Here is a 19,302-nt window from a genome sequence, read left to right as displayed (position 1 = left end):
TTTTTATTGACCTTGGATCAGCTTGTAATCGCCCTCCGTTCGCGCTTCGAGAGCGGGCAGCTCCACTTTTGCCCCTTTCAGGTACTTGTCGAAAAAGGCCTCCGTATAGACGCGGATCACCTCGTGCGCTCCGCGCGCGTCCAGACCGGATGCCGCGGACAGCAGCGGCGAATACAGCGGCGCGTCCGAGAAGCTTGTATGGTCGGTATTTTTCAACGTCAGCACGTAATTGCCTCCGGCGGCCGCCTGGGCCTGACGTTTCAACAGTTCGCCGACCGTCTCGTCGTATTCCGATCGGGAAGCGCCAATTTGCGCCAACGCTTCATCGCTCATTGAATCCGGCCGGAATGTGCGGTCCGCGCTGATCAGCATGAACGGCCGGCCGATGCCGTTCGGCGCGCGCAGCGAGCCGTAGAACCCTCCGTCCATATCGATGCCGGCCTTGAGCCGGTCGTCGCTCAGCAGCGCCTGAACCGCGGCCGCGCCGCCCATCGAGTAGCCTACGATACCCATCCGCTTCGTATCGAGCCGTCCCCCGAACCGTTCGGCCGCCTCGGCAATGCCAGAGCCCGCTTCCAAGCTTCCCGGACTTCCGTTCTTCGCGGCCGCGCTGCCGGGTTCCGGCTTGGTGTCCCCGTTGTTTCGGCCTTCGATCGTCTCCAACTGATCCAGCACGAACTTGACGTCCGGCACCCAGACCTCGTCGGCCAGCCGGTCGAACGCGCCGTTGTCCAGCTTTTGCCCTGCGTCCGCATAGAACGGCATCACTTCGCCGTCCGGGAACACCGTCGCATGGGTACCTCCGGCATGCTCGATGCCTACAACAATATATCCCTGCGAAGCCAGCTGCTCCGTCAGAAAGGTGCTCTGCCCGCTCCAGCCCCGGTTGCCGTGCGAATAGATCACGACCGGGTAGTCGCGCTTCGCCGCGGACAGCGGCGCCGCCGGCTGCGAATGGGTGCGCACGAGCCGCATGCTGTCGAACAGCAGCGGCGGCACGCCTTCGTTTCCCGCGAATGCCTCCGCAAAAATCCGAGGGTGCGTGATATAGGGCGCGGCTTGAGCCGATGCCGATCCATCCGTCGGATACCAGAACTGCACCAGCATCTCTCTGCGTTTTGCCGCTTCCTGCGTATGCACCTGCGGGCGCGACTCGTCCGTCCAGGCATAGGTAACCGTGCCTACCCGGTAAGGCCCTTCCAGCGGCACGAACTTGAATACCGGCAGGACGACGGGCAGCAGCACGGCGGCGGTTCCGTAGAGCAGCGCGGCCGCGCCGATCAGCAGCCGGAATCCCAAGCGCCGCTTCTTCGCTTCCCTTTCCTTCCTTGCCGACATTCTCCGCAGCATCACCCCGGCCGGAAGCAGAGTCAGTGCGTACAGCGGAATCATTTCCCATCTTGCGCCCTCCAGCCAGGCATGCGCCGACAACACGGCGGCAGAACCCGAGAACCCGACTGCCGCCCAGCCTATCGACCTCGTCTTTTTCCACAGCATGAGTGCCAGCACCGCAAGGTTCACGACCGCCAGCAGCATCTCCAAACTTCTCAATTCCGTTCCTCTTTTCTATTTTTCTTTTTAACACAGTTGTATTATAAACGAAACGTTTCAAACCTGACAAGCGCATTCTGAAAATGCGGCAGAGGTCCCTGTGCCGGTGTCCCCTGCCGCTCCAACCTGTTTTGCGGTATACTGGTAGCGGGTCCCTCCCCCGGAAGGAGGTGAATCTCCCAATGAGAACCGTTCAAACCAACAGCATCCATATGCTGATCGGCATTCCCGGCAGCGGCAAAAGCGTTTATGCCCGCGAGCTGGAACAGACCACCCGCGGCGTAATCGTTTCGACGGACGCCATCCGCCTGAAGCTGTTCGGCGGCGAATCGCGGCAAAAAAACACCTACGTCATTTTCGACGAGGCGTTCAGCGAAATCGAGGCCGCGCTAACGGCCGGCCGCGACGTCATCTTCGACGCGACCAATGTCGACCGGGACCGGCGGAGCAAATTTTTGAAACGTTTTGCCGATTATCCGGTGCAGGCCCATGTATTCGATACGCTGTACGAGACGGCCTCGCGGCGAATATCTTCGCGCAAGCGCAAGCTGGATGACAAAATTCTATCCAAGTACGCGAAGAATCTGCAGTTTCCGCTCCCCGGCGAAGGGTTTGCGGCGCTGCTTCCCGTGCATAGGCCCGATGGGTCCGTCCTGTACGGCATCGAACCCGGAATCGAATCGGACATCTCGGCACGCTCCGTCCTCTCCCGTCCGGGGCAGGCATCGAAGAATGCCGCGGCGCACCGCGCCGACGACCTTCGAACGGCTATCGAGCGTCTGCTTCGGCAGGAGGCCGGGCACGACGAGCTGTTCGAATGCCTGTCGGCCTTTCCCCTTTTCGCGCAGATGCTCGGCTACGACCAGGGCAATCCGTATCACAGCCGCACGCTGTCCCGGCACACGTACGCGGTACTGGAATACGTGAACGCCTTTTACGAGGAAAACGACCGGCTGCAAATGCAGTGGACGGCGCTGCTGCACGATATCGGCAAGCCGTTTTGCAAAACGTGGAAAGAAGCCCGGGGATATTACTCGTACTTCGGGCACGAACACGTCTCCGCTTCGATCGGCTGCCATCTGCTGAAGGCACTCGGGTATAGCGACGACTTCACCCTCGACGTAGCCGGCCGGATCGAGTGCCATATGGAAATTCTGCACGGCGGCGACGCGGGCGCATCGAACATTTATCATCTGCTGGGCGGCGAGAAACTGGCCAAAATGTACTTTTTCGCGGAAGCCGACACGTATGGAAAGTAAATTGAAGAACCGGATCATCGAGGAATTTACGCGGGCAAACTGCAATTGAGAAACAAGCGAGGCGATCCCATGAAAATCAAATATCCGAAAACGATGCACCTGCCCTGGTCCAGAAGCTATACGGACGACGACAAGATTCTGCGGAGCACGGCGCATTTTATCGGACAAGAAGTGGTCGTAACGGAGAAAATGGACGGGGAAAACACGACGATGTACCCGGATCATATCCATGCCCGTTCGCTCGACAGCAAAGACCATTCTTCCAGGCACTATGTCAAAACGCTGCACGGAGGCATCCGCTATCTTATTCCGGAAGGCTGGCGCCTGTGCGGAGAAAATATGTATGCCAAACATTCGATCAAGTACGAAGCGCTGCCGGGCTATTTCATGCTCTTCTCGGCCTGGAACGACCGCAACGTCTGTCTGTCGTGGGACGAGACGGAGAAACTGGCGCATCGGCTGCATATCCCGACCGTTCCCGTGCTTTACCGCGGCATTTGGGACGAACAAGCGGTCAAATCCTGTTACACGCGCCAATCGAACTGCGGCGGCGAACAGGAAGGTTATGTGATACGTCTGACGAACTCTTTCGGTTACGAAGATTTCAGATCCAATCTGGCCAAATTTGTACGCAAGAACCACGTGCAGACGGATGAACACTGGCTGAGCCGGCCGGTAGAACCGAACGAACTGGCGAAGCCGTTACCGTAACCCGTCGTCTGCCCATTCCACGCCCAATCTATTCAAAAGGAGCGAGTCCCATGTAATCCGCAGAGCCCTTACAGATGACCGGACGGCCTACATCACCCGAATTCGATTCGATCCCGCCAATCCCCGCAGTTCCGCTTGAAGCCCGTTTTTCGCCTCTTCCGGCACCTCCAGCTCCACTCCGTAATAATATTTGTCATTTTTGCCGGCTGCCGGCTTGGAAAAATAAAAAGGATACAGCCGCGCTTTTTTTGTAAGCGTTATCTCAAAAATCGGCACAAAAAAGAGCGCCTAATCGCGGCACTCCAGTCTTTGTTTCAATCTCTCGTACCGTTCTTCGCCCCGATTATGACCGACGGCCCCGAGAAGGAAAGAGACAATGACCAAGATCAGCGTTATAAGTCCGATCGTCTCCAATGACTGATCAACCAAAGTCTGGACCAGGTTCGTCCCTTCCGTCCAATAAAGAAGCAGGGCCAGGATCATCAATCCGACAATCATCTGAGCGAATATCCGCCCGCTTTCCGAAAAGGTTCCCCGCCAAAATCCCGGAGGCCCGTTCTCTTCGCGTTTGCGAACAAAACGTTCACCGCTCGTCTCTTCGTTCCGGATTCTGACCAGCGAAATAATCAATCCGATAAGATTTCCGGCGATTAGAATTCCCAATAAATCCTTCTCAATCGGTAGCAAAATGATCAGAAAAGCCAAGGAAAAGATCGTAGATCCGGTCGTCCGCCGCATTTCCCGTTTTTGTTCTGCTCTCATTCCATCCCCTCCTTATATTTCCATACTAGCATATCAAAATTCATTTTGTACCCGCTTCGTAATCGTCGTGGGCCAAGGATTGTTTGAAAAAACGGCAAAAAAGCCCCGGTCCCCGCGCTGCAGAGGGACCGGAGCTTTTTATTCAAACGATTTTAAGCGATGCGGTTGCTTCCTGATTTTTTACTGGTCGATCAGGTTGGCCTGCTGCAGCAGACGCTGCGCAACGGCTGCCGATTCGGCACGCGACAGCGTCTCCAGCGGACGGAGCCATCCGCCGCTGCCTTCCGCCAGTCCCGCGGCAAGAACGGCCTGCGCCGAAGACTTGGCCCAATCCGCCACTTTCGCACGGTCGCGGTAGCTCCCGAGCTCGCTGCTTCCTTCTCCCGCCTGCAGCGGTACGATCTGCGCGGCGCGGTCCAGAATCGCAAAGGCTTCCTGCCGCGTAATCGTATCGTTCGGACGGAACGTACCGTCCGGGTAACCGGTGATCAATCCGTAGGCATTGGCGGTTGCCGCCGAGCCTGCATACCAATCCGCGGCTGCGATATCGCTGAATCCGCCCGCTTGTCCGCCGCTCGGAAGTCCAAGCGCACGTACCAGAATAGCTGCAAATTCGGCACGGGTGACCGCACCTTCCGGATTGTAGCGGTCCGTGCCGATTCCGTTAACGACAAGGCGGGAAGCCATATCGTTGACGGCGGCCTGCGACCACTTGCCGGCTACGTCCGGGAACTGCTTCGGATTGAAGATCAGCGCATAGCTGCTGTTCGTCAAGCTGTTGACACGGGCATAATCGGTAGTCTGCGTCCGGGTGACCTCGGTCGGCACATGGCGCACCGTGCCGTTCGGCTCAATCACAACCGCCGTGGTCACGCGGTTCGGATCCACGCCTGCCGGCAGCGGAATCTCGCGCTCCACATACTCCGTAAAGCTGTTGACTTCTACCGTACGACCGCCGGAAGAAGCGGTAATCGTGAAGTCGATCGGAGCCGAAACTCCTGTAAATCCTGCATTGGCTGCTGCCTGCGACAGCGCCGTTTGTACTTGGGGTTCGCTCTTCTCGATCACGACATTGACAAGCAGGTCGGCGGAATTCGCCGGAAGACCCAAGCTGTTGGCCGCTGCACTCAGATTCAACTGCGAAGAAGGAATCGTATAATTGCCCAGCGGCGTCTCGATGCGCAGCGTAGCCTGACTGCCGCTCAGCAGTCCGGCCGCTTCGCCCGTCAGCGTCGCGATGACGCGATCCGCTTCGGTCCGGACCGGAATGATGACGCTCTGATTGGCGCCCGCTCCGCTGAGCAGAGTCGCCAGGCGCGCCGTATCGATGGTCGCCGTGAAGACAGTCTCCCCTTCGACCTGCGTCGTGCCGCCCGTCGCCACAATCGTCGTCGGCTGTCCGTTCACGATCACTTCAAGACCGTTGGCCGGCGGAGTCGGAGTTGGTGTCGGGGTTGGCGTAACCGGTGTGGTCGGCGTTACCGGCGCCGGACTTGGCGTGACGGGACCGGGATCCGGATTCGGGTTCACCGGTGCCGTCTGGCGTGTGACGATAACCTGATAAGTCCTGGAAGCTCCACTTTGCGGCGTAACGACGACATCAACCGTGTTCTCGCCTACTTGAAGGTCTACAGGCACAGAACCGCCGCTTCCGATTTCGGCTCCTTCTACCGTAATGGTCGCCGCATCGCTGTTGGCCGTCGGCGTTACGTCAATTCGATAAACATCGTTTGTCACGGTAGCTCGATATTGAGTCTTTTCCGCGGCAAATTCGGGATCAAGCGTCCCGCTGCTGATCATCAATCCGCTTAAAGAAGCATCCGTACTCGGCGGCGCTTCGCGTGTCACCGTCAACGTGTAAACTTGTTCATCCCCGTTCTGCGCCGTCACGACAACATTGATCGGCGTTACCGGACCGGAAAGAGGCACGTTGACGGGTTCTTCGTCTGCCGCCACCCGTCCTTCCTCTTCGATCGTCGGCGAATAGATCCGGGTCGTCGCATATACGCTGGACGTTACCGTAACATCGATATCGTAGACATCGTCGGTGACGGTCACCGCGTATTCCTTGTCTTCCGGATCAAATGCGCCATCAAGAGTACCGGGAGAGACTTGGAGGCTCGTCAGATTATTTTCTCCGGAAAGCTGCAGGTCCCTAGCATAAATGATTCCCGAATAGCCCAGTGCAACAGATTGACTAGAGCTGGAAGCTACCGCAATCAAAGGGCTGAACATGGAGTTGTCTAAATAAGCAGCTTCTTCCCGGCTCCAATTTTCTCCATCGGAAGATACGTAAATAAGAGGTCGGTACCCGTTTATTTCGCTGGTATATTCAAATCCTACCGCCGTGTATCTTCCGTTCGTGTAATCAATACCGTATATATCCCTGTTGCTTTGCAGGGTTCCTTCGATGATCTGCCGGGTCCACGTATTGCCATCGGCGGATCGGTATACCGCCAACTCATTTTCAGACTCATCGTATTCCGATGTAGCCCAGAATTCACTTCCATCGTAAGCAAGAGCAAACGGATAAAAAGTTTGTTCGCTGGACGACGGCGTCCACTGTATTCCGTCTGTCGAAATATAAACTCCGTTGCTATTTCCTCCGTTGAAGATTCCCATCACGTACTTGCCTTCACCATACACGAGATCTCCCCAAGCGCCTCCCAATCCTCCTTGATTAGACAAAATGGCATTGGGATGTTTGGTCCAAGTCAATCCGTTCTGGGACGTATACGTCGAAATATTTTGTTCTTCGGACGAAGAATAACTGTAAGAACTTGCTACAAATCCACTTTCTCCGTAAGTAACGGCTACAATCTGCGAATTCGTTCCCGAGTTTGTATCTGTTGTATACTTTTGTTCCCATTCCACTCCGTCTGTAGATACATAAATAGATTCTTGATTTCCTGCAGCTACCCAAAGTCCATTGCCGAAAGTAACATCATAGAAATAAGAATTACCGTTTTCAAATTCCGTGTCCGCTATACGGCTCCACTTCACACCATCTTTCGAGCGGAAAACCCCTTGCCCAACCGCAATCCATACTCCGTCATGGTACTCTACACTGCGAAACTGCCCGGCCGGATTCTCTCCTTCTCCGGGATAAACCTGCGCCCATATGGGCGAATCCGCGGCTGCCGCTTTCCGGCTGCCGCCCGGCCATACCGCCGACGAAGCCACCAAGACTACCCCCAACAAGACCATGGACATGCGACGAAGCAGTGACGTTCGAACCCTGTTTTTCACCCGTTCACTTCCCCTTCCGGCATAAGGTTTTTTCCACACATTAATTATTTTATCCATTTAAATCGACCTACTAACATAAAAATACAAAAATAAATAAAAAAAGGAAAAGCTAAGTCGCTTCTCCTTTTCTTCCCTATGGACAGACACCGTACAAGAAGTTCAGCATCTGCTTTTGATTTGTTCCCGATACTCCGACGGCGTACGGCCTATTTTTTTGCGAAACACCTGCGAAAAATGGCGCACATCCGGATACCCGACCCGCTCGGCAATATCGCCGACTTTGAGTTCGGACTCGCCCAGCATTTCCATGGCGCGGTCCAGCCGGAGCTGGGTAACGTAATCTTTGAAGCCCTGTCCCGTCTTCTGCTTGAACAGCTGACTGAAATAAGCGGGATTCAGATACACGACGGAAGCGACTTTTTCCAGCGATAATTCCGAGCCGTAACGTGCCTTGATGTATTGAAGCGCCACTTCGACAGCCTGCTCGCCCCCGCTGGCATAATGATCGTATACTTGGTACTCCGACGTTTCGCGCATCAGGCGCACTTCGTCCGGAACCCGGGAAGGATCTTCGATCCTTCCCGAAGCCAGCAGTTGAAAAGGTTTCTTGAGGTAGCGTTTGAGGCAGCTTCGCAGCTCTTCGTTTAATGACGCCAGTCCGCTGCGCTCGAATTTGACGAGTCCCAGCAGACTTTTGGCGTCGATACTGGCGACAAAACCGCGTCCGAACGAGCCGATCAGCTCATTCATCACATTCTCCACGATGAAGTGCTCCAGTTTCGTGTCCGCATCGCTCTCCACATGGACCATCAGCAGATGAAAGTCCGGATACGATTCGGTAAAAGACGCCAGATCGATTCCTCCGAGATCGAGGCCCGATGCCCATCTGGCAAACACGGCTTCGCGCAGAAAACGCAAATTTTGTTTGAGCAGCTGGCTTTCTTTGGCCCGCACATTTCTTTCCGCGATCTCTTCGCCCATTTTTTTAATCAGCTCGACCAGGATGTCTTTGCCGATCGGTTTGAGCAAATAATCCCGTGCCCCGAGCCGAACCGCCTTTTTCGCGTACTCGAATTCGGAGTAGGCGGAAATCACGACCCACTTGGCATCGGGATGCAGCGTGCGGGAGACTTCCATAAGCTCGAGCCCGTTCATGCCCGGCATGAGCACGTCGGTCAGCACCAAATCGATCAGCTCGCTTTTGAGCCGGTGGACCGCATCGATGGGCCCTTCGGCGAGAATGACTTTGTGCTGCGGAAAAGTCCGCTGGATCGTGCGCTGAATGCCGCTGCGGATAATCGGTTCGTCGTCCACGACGAGTATATTCACACTAAGCCCTCCTCGTCCGGCAGCGGAAAGGTTACGGTAACCTTCGTGCCGGTTCCCGGTATGCTGTGGATCGTAAGTCCATACGCATCGCCGTACATCAGACGGATGCGTCGCTGTACATTGAGCAGTCCGATGCCGATCCGCCCTCCTTCAACGTGGCGGTCGGCGGCCGGCGGATAATCCAGCAGAATTTCCAGACGCCGCAGGGTAACCGCGTCGATTCCGGCACCGTTGTCTTCCACGACGATATGCAGATATTCCTCGTCCGCTTCGGAGTAAATATGCAGGGTGCCGCCTTCGCGCAGAGGTTCGAGTCCGTATTTGACGGCATTTTCCACAATCGGCTGCAGGATCATCTTGGGAACCGGTGCATCCAGCCAGCGTTCTTCCACATCGATCTCCGTCAGAACACGGCGGCCCAGACGGGTCTCGATAATGGTCAGATAGGACTTGAGCTGTTCCAGCTCGAGCCGCAACCGAACCTTCGCGCCTTCTTCCCAATCGCTGCTGTAACGGAACATCTTGGAAAGGGCCAAAATGACGCCTTCAAGCCGGTCGTCTTCCCGCTCGTCGAGCATCCAGTAGATCATATCGAGCGTGTTGAACAGAAAATGGGGATTGATCTGCGACTGAAGCGCCTGCAGCTGGGCATTTTTCTCGCTGATCGAAGCCTGCTTGATTCCCTCGATCAGCCCGTCCATTTCCCGCACCATCCGGTTAAACGAACCGACCAGCACATTGATCTCCTGATAGGACTGGATATGCACCTGTCCTTTGAAGTTTCCGGTCTCGACCTGCTTCATCTGCTGAACGAGCCGTTTGAACGGCAGCGAGAACGAACGCGAGACGATCGTCGACAAAAGGGTCGCGGCAACAATCAGCGCAACGATCACGCTTAGCAGGAACTGCTGGGTCTCGCGCAGTTCAAGCTTCAGATCGCTCTGGGGCGAAGCGCGCAGAATGGTCCAGCCGGTCTTCTCTACCTGAGCCGCGGTCAGCAGCCAGTCGCCTCCTTCGTAAGAACGGATCTTGCCGGCTTCGAGGCGACCGGGCCAACCTTCGGGCACAGAAGACCAGGCTTCTTCTTCCGCACTCGTTCGGATGATCTCGTTACCTACTCCGTCACGAATAGCAACCTGGGTGTTCTGTCCGAGGCTGGCGTTCGAGACCGCCGACGTAATCGCATCGGCTTCGACCTCGATCAGCACATAGCCGACCGACTGCAGCCCTTCCAATTCGAACACCTGTCGGCCGAAAGCAAAGACGGGGCCATCCGTCCAACTGCTCATCAGCGACTCGGGATACACGCCCAGCCAGCGAATATCGCCCCGCGAACGCTTCAATTCGGCAAACCACGGTTTGTCCGGGTAGGTTCGGATCGAAGCTCCCGTCGAGCGTACGAAACTATAGACTTTGCCGCTGTCGGCCAGCATATGAATCCCGACGATATCGCTGCGCGAATAGAAGATCGCGCCCAGGATATCGGTAATCCTCCGCTCCGCCTGGATCTGCTTGCTCGACCCCGCCGAAGGATAGGACTGCCGGAGCAGACGCATCAGTTCGCCGTTGCTGTTGAGCGTCTTGGTCACGCTGTCATATCCGTCCAGAAGCTGTTCGAACAAGGAAACGGTCTGGGACATGTTTTTTTCGGCCAGGGTTCCGACCTGTTCCCGAACCTGATCGGTCGCCCGCTGGTAATAGACAAGGCTGACAATCAGCAGAAGACCGAGCAGGCTGAACAGGAATACCGGAAACAGCCGGCCGTAAATCGTGTTTAGTCGTTTCTTTACGCGTCTCATAAATCCATCTTAACCCTTAACCGCACCCGCCACCATGCCTTTGGTAATTTTTTCGGCAAGCAGAAAGTAGACCAGGATAACCGGCAGGGCGGCAAGCACCAGGAACGCTCCGATCGCGCCGTAATTGACGGAATACTGGCTGACGAAACTGTACACGCCGAACGGAAGGGTCTTGAGACGTTCCGCCGAAATGAAAGTCGCGGCCAGGATATATTCGTTCCAGACGTTAATGAAAGTCAGGATGCAGACGGTCATCATCGGCGGCACCGAGACCGGCAGGATAATGCTGCGGAAGATCCGGAAAGCGCCGGCTCCGTCCATAATCGCGGATTCTTCGATCTCGTGCGGAATCGTGCGCAGGAAGCCGCTGAGAATAAAGACGGCAATCGGCATCTGGAACGCGATATACGGCAGAATCAGAGCCAGATGCGTGTTGAGGATATTCAGATTTTTGAAGATGATCATCAGCGGCAGCAGTGTGCCCTGCATCGGAATCATCATGCCGAGCAGGAACAGCAGCAGAACGATCTGGCCGTATTTCCAGCGGAAGCGGCTGATGGCGAAGGCCGCCAGCGAAGCCAGCAGCAGAACCCCGATCATCGTCGTCACCGTGACGAACAGGCTGTTGCCGAGATAGCGGAAATAGCTGCCGCCTTCGATCGCTCCTTGATAATTGCTCCACTGCCACTCGGCCGGCAGGGCGAAGAAGCTGCCCGACAGGATCTCCTCGTTGGTCTTGAGCGAGTATATCAGCAGCCACAGCAGCGGATACAGCTGCGTGACAAGCAGGAGACCGAAAAAGACAAAGGCGATGATGGTTTTGGGCGAAATACGCCGGCTGCGAACTTTAAGTGCGGGTTTGGAGCCCGCGGAACTTGCGAACTGGCTCATCGACGGAGCCCCCTTTCTACGTATAGCGTTTCTCCAGACGGGTGAACAGCAGATTGATCAGTACCGTGGCGATCAGACAGACGGCGATCAGGACGTTGGCAATGGAGCTGCCGTATCCGTATTCCATGGTAATGAACGACATATTGTACATATGGCTTGCAAGCACTTCGGTCGCATGCGCGGGTCCGCCGCCTGTCATGACCATAATGAGGTCGAAAGACTGGAGCGATCCGATAAACGAGAGCACAATAGAGATTTTGAGAATCGGGAGTACCATCGGAAGCGTAATGTAACGGTCCGCTTTGAAGCCGTCCGCTCCGTCGATCTTGGCCGCCTCGTAAATTTCGCCCGGAATGTTCTGGATCCCCGTGAACTGAATCAGAATATGATACCCGAGGTACTGCCACAGCGAGACAAGAATAATCGCATAGATGGCGATCTTCGGCTCGGTCAGCCAGGAGTGGGTCCACGATTCCAGTCCGACGCCGGTCAGAATCTGGTTGATCATACCGCCCATCGAAGCCGGATTGTAGATCGTTTTCCACAGCTGCCCGATGATCGCAACGGACAAAATGACCGGCAGGAAGTAACTGGATACCAGGAAGTTCGGACGCCGGACAAAACGGGTGATCAAAATGGCGACCAGCAGCGCGACCGGCACCTGTACCAGCATGGAGAATCCGGCCAAGGTGAACGTACGGCGCAGCGCCGGCCAGAACACCGAATCATTGGTAAACATTTTGACGTAGTTGTCGATTCCGATAAAAGTCGATTTGCCGATCCCGTTCCAATCCAAAAGTCCGCTGTACAGCGAGACAAGAATCGGGACGAACACAAGACTGACGTAAACGATCAGACACGGCAGAATAAAAGCCGCGATCGTCCAGCGGGATACCTTCAATACATTCACGCGGAGTTCGCCTCCTCATAAGAGCAGCCGACGAAGAGAAGGGGACCGCGGGTCCCCTTCTTCTTGTCCGTCCGGCTTGCCTTTGTTATTTGTTTTCTTCGAATGCGGCCTGCAGCTCTTTCGCTACTGCGGCAGGATCTTTCTTTTCGACGAACAGGCTTTGCGTACCCGACAGGTGAACCTGGGTGGTAGCCGGGTTGATCGTGTTGTCGAACGCGAGGTCGCCGCCTTTGACCTTTTTGAACAGGTCCAGCACGTTCATCGCCATGTCCGAGTAACCGGCGGCTTTGAAGTCGCCTTCCACGTTCTGGGCAATCCCGACAGCGCCTTTGGCTTCAAACGCTTCTTTCGGGAAGTTCAGCATGAAGTAGTTCAGGAACTTCTTGGTTTCGTCCAGGTTTTCGCTGTCTTTGGAGATGGCGAATGCACTGCCCGGCGCCAGCATGAACTCATCCGGATTGCCTTTGCCTCCGACAGTCGGGAACTGGAAGACGCCGACATTGCCGTCTTTGCTCACTTCGGCGGTTTCGATTCCGCCCGTGGCCCAGCTGCCCATGTAGTACATGGCTGCCGTGCCTGTCTTAAACAGGTTCTCGCCCGCGTTATAGTCGAACGAAGTGGCTCCGTCCTGGAAAGCTCCCGCGTCAACCAGCTGTTGGAATGCCGAAATCGCTTCGACGTACGCCGGGTCTTCGAACGTTTTCTTGCCGTCCAGCACGTCCTGCAGGAAGCCCGGACCGCCGTTCGTTCTCAGCAGGATGTTCATGAACAGGAACGAACCTGTCCAGCTGTCTTTTTCGCCGATAACCATAGGCTGAATGCCTTTGGATTTGAGCGTTTTGATCGCTTCGATCATTTCTTCGAAGGTCTTCGGCACTTCCACGCCGCCTTCTGCCATCAACTTTTTGTTGTAGTACACGACGCCGATGTTGTTGCCGTCCGGCAGGGCATACAGATTGTTATCGAACGTATAGTAGTCGAGGATGCCGGATTGGAACGTGTCTTTGAGTCCGTTCTCTTCGACCATGTCGTTCAGCGGAGCGAACAGGTCCGCATCGACGAAAGGCTGCATCTGCGCGGCCGGGTTCACGACCGTAATGTCCGGCACTTCTTTGGAAGCGGCCTGCGTCTTGAGCTTCAGCTTCTGCTGGTCCGTATTGAGCGAGTCGAGTTCGATCGTCACGTTCGGATTCTCGCTTTGGTACTGCTCGACGATTTTCTTCATCATCTGGTTCTTCGGATCGCTGGCGTCCGGATAAATGTTTTGGAAGGTGATCGTGATGTCTTTGGCTGCCGGATCGCTTGCCGCCGCAGGTTCGGTCTTCGCTCCGCCGGCATCGCCGCTTGCGTTGTTGGTCGCGGCCGTGCCTCCGCCGCCGCAGGCGCTAAGGCTGAGTGCCAGCAGGCCTGTCATTGTCATACCGAACCACTTCATCTTTCTCTTTGTCACGGTATTTCCTCCCCTTGATTCATGGTCTGAAGCTTCTTGCTACGGTTATTATGGCTTTTTCTGTAAACGCATACAATGGAAATTATTCAGGGATGATGTTTGTTTTTTCGTGTTCAAATCTTCGAATCGTTTCGCCAATCGAACCAAAGATATCATATTCGAATAGGTGAAAAAGTGGTAGAATAGTTCGGTCGGTCTCTGGGTTGCAGCGCATTCTCGCGGTGACTCGTCGAATCGATGATTCGTATGCGAAAGGAAACGTGATTCCCTTGTCCAAAAAAACCCGGAGCGCGGAAGCCGAATCGGCCGTTCTTTCCGCCGCTCCTCCCTCCCTCAAAAAATCGGTAACCTTTCTTGAAGCCATGGCCATCGTCGTCGGCGTGATTATCGGCTCCGGTATCTTTTTGAAGCCCGGTATCGTACTGGCAAGCGCCGGTTCGCCCTGGATGAGTATTCTGGCCTGGATCGCGGGCGGAATCATTACGCTCGCTTCGGCACTGGCCGTAGCGGAAATTGCCGCCGCTGTCCCCAAATCCGGCGGCTTGTACGCCTATCTGGAAGAACTCTACGGCGAAGCCGTCGGCTTTCTGCTCGGCTGGGTGCAGGCGGTCATCTCCTATCCCGCTTCCGTCGCGGCGCTCGCGATCGCTTTCGCTTCCTACTCGGGCTATTTTCTGCCGATGGACGGGATCCAGCAGAAAGGCCTTGCGGTCGGCATCCTGCTGTTTATTCTGCTGATGAATGTGATCTCGACCAGGTACGGCGGGATCATTCAGCTGCTCGCGACGGCAGGCAAGCTCGTTCCCGTTGCGGGGATCGTGGCATTCGGACTTCTGTCGGGCAGCCAGCCGGGCTTCGCCGGCGTCTCGGGCCTGACAGCGGGATCGGCAAGCTTCGGAGCGGCCATCCTCGGCACGCTGTGGGCCTATGACGGCTGGATCGGCGTCACCAATATGGCCGGCGAGATGAAAAATCCGGCGAAGACGCTGCCCCGCGTTATCCTCATCGGCGTCTCGTTCGTGATTGTTGTCTATGTCCTGTTCAACCTGGCCATCTTCCGCGCCCTGCCGCCGGAACAGATTGTCTCCTCGGCTACGCCGGGGGCCGATGCGGCCGAAGCGCTGCTCGGCAGCGGAGGCGGTGCGTTCATTACCGCAGGCATCATCGTATCCGTACTGGGTGCCCTGAACGGATATCTGATGACCGCGGCGCGCGTTCCGCAGGCGATGGGCGAACGCGGCATCGTGCCGTTCTCCGCTTTCCTGCGGCGGATCCATCCGCGCTTCGGCACGCCGGCCAACGCCCTGATTTTCCAGGCCGTTCTCGCGATCCTCTATATTTTCTCGGGCACGTTCAATACGCTGACCGATCTGCTTGTCTTCGTGCTGTGGATCTTCTTCACCGCAGGCGTATTCGGAGTGTTCGTGCTGCGGCGCAAGATCGGCACAGAGCCCGGTCGCTACCGGGTGCCCCTGTATCCGCTGACGCCGATCATCGGAATCGCCGGCGGCCTGTACATTCTGGTCAGCACGCTGCAGGATAGTCCGGTCCGCTCGCTGATCGGGATCGGCATTACCCTGATCGGGCTGCCGGTGTTCTACGCGATGAAGCGGCGGCAGAACTAACACGGCTTTCCCAAGCCGAACGCGTTAAAAAAGCATGCGAAAAAGCCGGACCACGTAGGTCCGGCTTTTTCGGGCTTTTTCAAAACGTTCACCGAACAAATCCCTTCCAATCAACGTAAACTTTGACTCCCGCTTGACCCTGCGTTGACGCTGCCCGAATACCCTCCCGTTATACTGGCAGTGCCGGAACCCTCAATCCGCTTCGGCCCTCTCCCTTATATAGAAGAAGAAAGAAGGACAAGCCATGGGAATTCATCGTTACTTCCGCTCGCTCGACGGGCTGGAACGCATCATCCGCTGTCCCGGCAAATTCAAATTCGAACAGCACAGCGTGGCCGCGCATTCCTGGAAAGTGGTCCAATACGCCAAGACGCTGGCCGATATCGAAGAGCAGCACGGCGCGGTGATCGACTGGAAGAAGCTGTACGAAATCACGAGCAGCCACGATTACGGCGAGATTTTTATCGGGGATATCAAGACGCCGGTCAAGCATTCTTCGCCGGAGCTTCGACAGCTGATCCAGCAGGTCGAAGAAGGCATGATCGCGCATTTTATCGAAGAAAACATTCCGGAAGAGTTCAAGCCCACGTTCCGCAGACAGCTGCGCGAAGGCAAGGACGATTCGATCGAAGGATTGATTCTCGAAGTCGCGGACAAAATGGATCAGGTGTACGAAGCATTCGCCGAACTGCAAAAAGGCAATACCGAAAAAGAATTCGTAGTCATGTACCGCAACGCGCTGGTCAAGATCAAACGGATCAAGCTGGCCTGCGTCGATTATTTCCTTGATCATATTCTGCCTGAAATGGTGAATGAAGAAACGCTGTCGCCGGTCGATATCAAGCGGATCACGGAAGAAGCTTTGGCTCTGTAATCAAAAGCGGCGGCCGCAGACAGGTGCGGCAGCTCACGGCAAGGAAGGCATTCCCGGACACCGTCCAGGGAATTTTTTGCTGTTCGGACAGCCAAAAAACCGTTCGCCGGGTCGAAATCGGCGAACGGTCCGGGTGATCCCTCGGCAAGTTCCGATCTGCTCTCCAGCCTGCGCCCGGATTCCGCTTATTTCAGCGGCAGCTGCCTGGACAGCGTCCGGAACTGCCGCAGGTAAGGAGACACTTCATCCGTCACGCCGAGCAGGTAGCGCAGCGAGGCCAGACGATGCTTCTCTTTCGCCGCCGTCTCGCCCTGGAACAGCGAATAGTTCCGGCTGACGGAACCTTTGCGGTAGCGTACGTCGAACAGGGTTCCGTTCTTCCAGTCCTGGAGCGGACTTACGTTGCTGCCCAAGACATCGAGTCGAAAATTCGGGCTCAGGTACGAGAAACTGTAATCCGGATCGGCCTGCGCATGCACAACGCGGTAACCCCGAATCAGTTCGTTTTGGGCAAAAACACCCGTACGGATCCCGTTGGAGTATACGCCGCCGCCGGGCACGGAGATTTTCTCGGTCCATACGCCTCGACCGTGCATGCGATCGCCGCTCCAGATCCCGTCATAGACGACGCGGTGCAGCAGGCTTGTCTTGGGATCGGCATACGTATTGACGTATTTCCCCGTTCCGCTGCGCTTGCCCGAACGGAAATCGCCGGAATACTGTTTGCCTAAGCTCCATTTGATCGTTCCGCGGCCGTTCGGCCGGCCGTTTTTCACTTCGCCATAGTAGCTGGCGCCGGACGGAAGCCGCAGCCACTGCTTCGCGGACGCGGCCTGTGCCGAAGGCGTCGAGGCAGGCAGCGGGCTCAAGCCGGCCAGCGGCACGGCGGCGGCCAACAGCAGCGTGAGCAGTACTTTCTTTTTCATCGGTGCAAAGCCCCTTTCTTTTTCTATAGCTGTATGCGGATTCTTCTCTTCTAGCGCCCGGCCGCCGAAGCTTTCAGCGCGCTCAGCGCGATTGCCGAAAACTCGAGCGGGAGATCAAGCTGCGGCAGATGGCCGCAACCTTCCATCCGGATCAGCGACGAGTGCAGGATCCGTGCGTGCAGCTGCCGGCAGATTCTGCGGTTGAACGACGAATCCCATTCGCCCATGACAATCAGCACGGGACATCCGATCTCGCCCAGCCGCTTGTGGGATCGGTTCAGCAGCGGACGTTCCATGCCGGGGCGCGATTGATAATGTACTGCGTTTCCGAGATACATTTCTTTGAAGCGCGCCCGCGCTTTGCGGTCGCGGGGGACGGCATACCTCCAGTACCGGCTGCGCAGAAAGCGGGCCGCGGCACGCTCCATGCCGTCCCGTTTGACGCGCCGCGCATCGCCAAGACGCTCCCAGATCAACCGGAGCGGAGGCAGGGTGCCGTTCAGCCGGGGAGCGACCAGCACAAGCTGTTCGACATATTCGGGATGGGCCAGCGCAAAGTCGATCGCGACGCCCCCGCCGCTGCAGGCTCCGATAATCGAAGCGCGGCGCAGACCGAAATAGTCGAGAATCGCTTTCAGATCCGCATAGGGAGAATAGGGGCCGGAGATCGCTTCGCTTTTGCCGTATCCGCGGCGGTCGTAACGAACGACGGTAAAGCTGCGCGACAGCATCTCCACATGGTCGTCCCACACTTCCAGATTGCAGTGTTCGCCGTGCATCAATACGAGAGGACTGCCTACGCCCTGTATCGAGATATGAAACCGGGTGCCTCCGATCGCATGGATTCCCGTCCGATTCATGAATGATCCGCCGCCCTTCTCCGCCTGTTTTTTGCTCTCTTACCCGTTACCCGTCCTTGCTCCTTCCCGAATCGGAACAGCCGAACGGGACGCCTTGCAAATTTCCGTTTCTTTTTTCTATAATTATGGTACACTTGCACGTATGAAAAATGAAAGTTGGCACGAAAAAAAGATTTTTTTCGACTTTGAATTTTGTCTTTAATTTTTCTCAAAAAATTGAAACGAAATCGAAGCTGCCGCGTAGTACCGAAAGCAAGTGTCAATTTCAACATATTATGACCAGGAAAGGATTGTACCAGAATGGAAATGGGCTACAGCCATTTGTTTGAAATGAGTACCTTTCTCCAGGCGTTCGGAACGCTCCAAGGGTGGGGATTCATTTTATCGCTGATCGTGATCGAAGGACTGTTGTCGGCGGACAACGCACTCGTTCTCGCCGCAATCGTCAACAAGCTTCCCGAGAAGCAGAGAAAAAAAGCACTGCTTTACGGATTGTGGGGCGCGTATGTTTTCCGGATTATCGCGATCGGGGTCGGGATTTACCTCGTTCAGATCGCCTGGGTCAAGTATATCGGAGCCGCGTATCTGCTCTGGATCGCCATCAAGCACTTCTGGGATAAAGCCAGAGCCAAGGGTGAAGACGATGACGAAGCGGAAGAAGAATCGGGATTGCAGAAGATTCTGGCCAAGACCGGTCTGAGCCTGTTCGTTCGTACGATCATCACGGTCGAAATGATGGACATCGCGTTCTCGATCGATTCGATCCTGGCCGCGTTCGCCATCTCGCCGAACCCGTGGATCCTGATTGCCGGCGGTCTGCTCGGTATCCTGATGATGCGTCTGGTCGCAACCTTCATTCTCAAGCTGATGGATAAAATTCCGGAACTGGAGAATGCGGCGTTCGTTCTTATCTTCATTATCGGGGTCAAAATGATTCTCAGTACAGCCCATATCTACGAAATGAGCCATACGACGTTCTTCATTGTTCTGATCGCCGTATTCGCCATTACTTTCTTGATCAACCGGATCCGCGTCAGCAAAAACGCTGCGCATTAAACGACGGTTGAACGGTCGATAAGCTTCCAACCAGCAAAAAGCCCGATTCC

General features: G+C 55.9%; 15 protein-coding genes. 5 read left to right on the top strand and 10 right to left on the bottom strand.

All coding sequences use genetic code 11. From position 1 onward, the window contains the following. Positions 1 to 3: 3 nt before the first annotated feature. Positions 4 to 1,551: an alpha/beta hydrolase family protein gene (locus HOP44_RS14450; protein ID WP_172254506.1), complete on the bottom strand. Its 1,548-nt coding sequence runs from the start codon at positions 1,549 to 1,551 to the stop codon at positions 4 to 6. Between the two features lie 182 nt (positions 1,552 to 1,733). Between HOP44_RS14450 and HOP44_RS22830 the strand changes: the two genes are divergently transcribed. Together HOP44_RS22830 and HOP44_RS14435 are read left to right on the top strand one after the other, a co-directional pair. After that, a complete protein-coding gene (locus tag HOP44_RS22830; RefSeq protein ID WP_246369828.1) occupies positions 1,734 to 2,810 on the top strand; it encodes an AAA family ATPase in 1,077 nt (358 codons plus the stop codon). A gap of 69 nt (positions 2,811 to 2,879) precedes the next feature. Continuing rightward, positions 2,880 to 3,521 (top strand): RNA ligase family protein, encoded by a 642-nt coding sequence (locus HOP44_RS14435; protein WP_172254504.1) that lies wholly within the window; start codon positions 2,880 to 2,882, stop codon positions 3,519 to 3,521. A gap of 288 nt (positions 3,522 to 3,809) precedes the next feature. On the opposite strand, the gene HOP44_RS14430 is transcribed toward HOP44_RS14435, so the two are convergent. From HOP44_RS14430 to HOP44_RS14400, 7 genes are all read right to left on the bottom strand, one after another. After that, positions 3,810 to 4,283 carry a hypothetical protein gene (locus tag HOP44_RS14430; RefSeq protein WP_172254502.1) on the bottom strand — a complete coding sequence of 158 codons (474 nt, stop codon included), beginning with the start codon at positions 4,281 to 4,283 and terminating at the stop codon, positions 3,810 to 3,812. Between the two features lie 180 nt (positions 4,284 to 4,463). Then, positions 4,464 to 6,518: an S-layer homology domain-containing protein gene (locus tag HOP44_RS14425; RefSeq protein ID WP_172254500.1), complete on the bottom strand. Its 2,055-nt coding sequence runs from the start codon at positions 6,516 to 6,518 to the stop codon at positions 4,464 to 4,466. 1,173 nt (positions 6,519 to 7,691) lie between these two features. Continuing rightward, a complete protein-coding gene (locus HOP44_RS14420) occupies positions 7,692 to 8,861 on the bottom strand; it encodes a response regulator (RefSeq protein ID WP_172254498.1) in 1,170 nt (389 codons plus the stop codon). Further along, on the bottom strand, positions 8,858 to 10,660 hold the full coding sequence (locus tag HOP44_RS14415) for a cache domain-containing sensor histidine kinase (RefSeq protein ID WP_172254496.1): 1,803 nt from the start codon (positions 10,658 to 10,660) through the stop codon (positions 8,858 to 8,860). The genes HOP44_RS14420 and HOP44_RS14415 overlap by 4 nt, the downstream gene beginning before the upstream one ends. Positions 10,661 to 10,669: 9 nt before the next feature. Further along, a complete protein-coding gene (locus tag HOP44_RS14410) occupies positions 10,670 to 11,551 on the bottom strand; it encodes a carbohydrate ABC transporter permease (protein ID WP_172254494.1) in 882 nt (293 codons plus the stop codon). 16 nt (positions 11,552 to 11,567) lie between these two features. Then, positions 11,568 to 12,461: an ABC transporter permease subunit gene (locus HOP44_RS14405; protein ID WP_172254492.1), complete on the bottom strand. Its 894-nt coding sequence runs from the start codon at positions 12,459 to 12,461 to the stop codon at positions 11,568 to 11,570. An 85-nt stretch (positions 12,462 to 12,546) separates the two neighbouring features. After that, positions 12,547 to 13,911, bottom strand: a complete 1,365-nt coding sequence (locus HOP44_RS14400; RefSeq protein WP_425501876.1) for an extracellular solute-binding protein — start codon at positions 13,909 to 13,911, stop codon at positions 12,547 to 12,549. Between the two features lie 269 nt (positions 13,912 to 14,180). On the opposite strand from HOP44_RS14400, the gene HOP44_RS14395 reads away from it, so the two are divergent. After that, positions 14,181 to 15,536 (top strand): APC family permease, encoded by a 1,356-nt coding sequence (locus HOP44_RS14395; protein WP_246369827.1) that lies wholly within the window; start codon positions 14,181 to 14,183, stop codon positions 15,534 to 15,536. A gap of 244 nt (positions 15,537 to 15,780) precedes the next feature. Continuing rightward, a complete protein-coding gene (locus tag HOP44_RS14390) occupies positions 15,781 to 16,410 on the top strand; it encodes a YfbR-like 5'-deoxynucleotidase (protein WP_172200592.1) in 630 nt (209 codons plus the stop codon). A gap of 185 nt (positions 16,411 to 16,595) precedes the next feature. Here HOP44_RS14390 and HOP44_RS14385 read toward each other — a convergent pair whose 3' ends face one another. After that, positions 16,596 to 17,336 (bottom strand): MORN repeat-containing protein, encoded by a 741-nt coding sequence (locus tag HOP44_RS14385; RefSeq protein ID WP_172254490.1) that lies wholly within the window; start codon positions 17,334 to 17,336, stop codon positions 16,596 to 16,598. A 50-nt stretch (positions 17,337 to 17,386) separates the two neighbouring features. Next, positions 17,387 to 18,196 (bottom strand): alpha/beta fold hydrolase, encoded by an 810-nt coding sequence (locus tag HOP44_RS14380; protein ID WP_172254488.1) that lies wholly within the window; start codon positions 18,194 to 18,196, stop codon positions 17,387 to 17,389. A 300-nt stretch (positions 18,197 to 18,496) separates the two neighbouring features. Between HOP44_RS14380 and HOP44_RS14375 the strand changes: the two genes are divergently transcribed. After that, positions 18,497 to 19,252 (top strand): TerC family protein, encoded by a 756-nt coding sequence (locus HOP44_RS14375; RefSeq protein ID WP_172254486.1) that lies wholly within the window; start codon positions 18,497 to 18,499, stop codon positions 19,250 to 19,252. Positions 19,253 to 19,302: the final 50 nt, after the last annotated feature.

Source organism: Saccharibacillus deserti, assembly GCF_013618475.1.
GTDB lineage: Bacteria > Bacillota > Bacilli > Paenibacillales > Paenibacillaceae > Saccharibacillus > Saccharibacillus deserti.
This window is presented reverse-complemented; position numbering and strand designations above follow the sequence as displayed.

Coding starts and splice junctions, on each gene's coding strand:
- HOP44_RS14430 (WP_172254502.1), bottom strand. CDS start 4,283: ATGAGAGCAGAACAAAAACGGGAAATGCGGCGGACGACCGGATCTACG.
- HOP44_RS14425 (WP_172254500.1), bottom strand. CDS start 6,518: ATGTTCAGCCCTTTGATTGCGGTAGCTTCCAGCTCTAGTCAATCTGTT.
- HOP44_RS14385 (WP_172254490.1), bottom strand. CDS start 17,336: ATGAAAAAGAAAGTACTGCTCACGCTGCTGTTGGCCGCCGCCGTGCCG.
- HOP44_RS14380 (WP_172254488.1), bottom strand. CDS start 18,196: ATGAATCGGACGGGAATCCATGCGATCGGAGGCACCCGGTTTCATATC.
- HOP44_RS14410 (WP_172254494.1), bottom strand. CDS start 11,551: ATGAGCCAGTTCGCAAGTTCCGCGGGCTCCAAACCCGCACTTAAAGTT.
- HOP44_RS14375 (WP_172254486.1), top strand. CDS start 18,497: ATGGAAATGGGCTACAGCCATTTGTTTGAAATGAGTACCTTTCTCCAG.
- HOP44_RS14435 (WP_172254504.1), top strand. CDS start 2,880: ATGAAAATCAAATATCCGAAAACGATGCACCTGCCCTGGTCCAGAAGC.
- HOP44_RS14415 (WP_172254496.1), bottom strand. CDS start 10,660: ATGAGACGCGTAAAGAAACGACTAAACACGATTTACGGCCGGCTGTTT.
- HOP44_RS22830 (WP_246369828.1), top strand. CDS start 1,734: ATGAGAACCGTTCAAACCAACAGCATCCATATGCTGATCGGCATTCCC.
- HOP44_RS14390 (WP_172200592.1), top strand. CDS start 15,781: ATGGGAATTCATCGTTACTTCCGCTCGCTCGACGGGCTGGAACGCATC.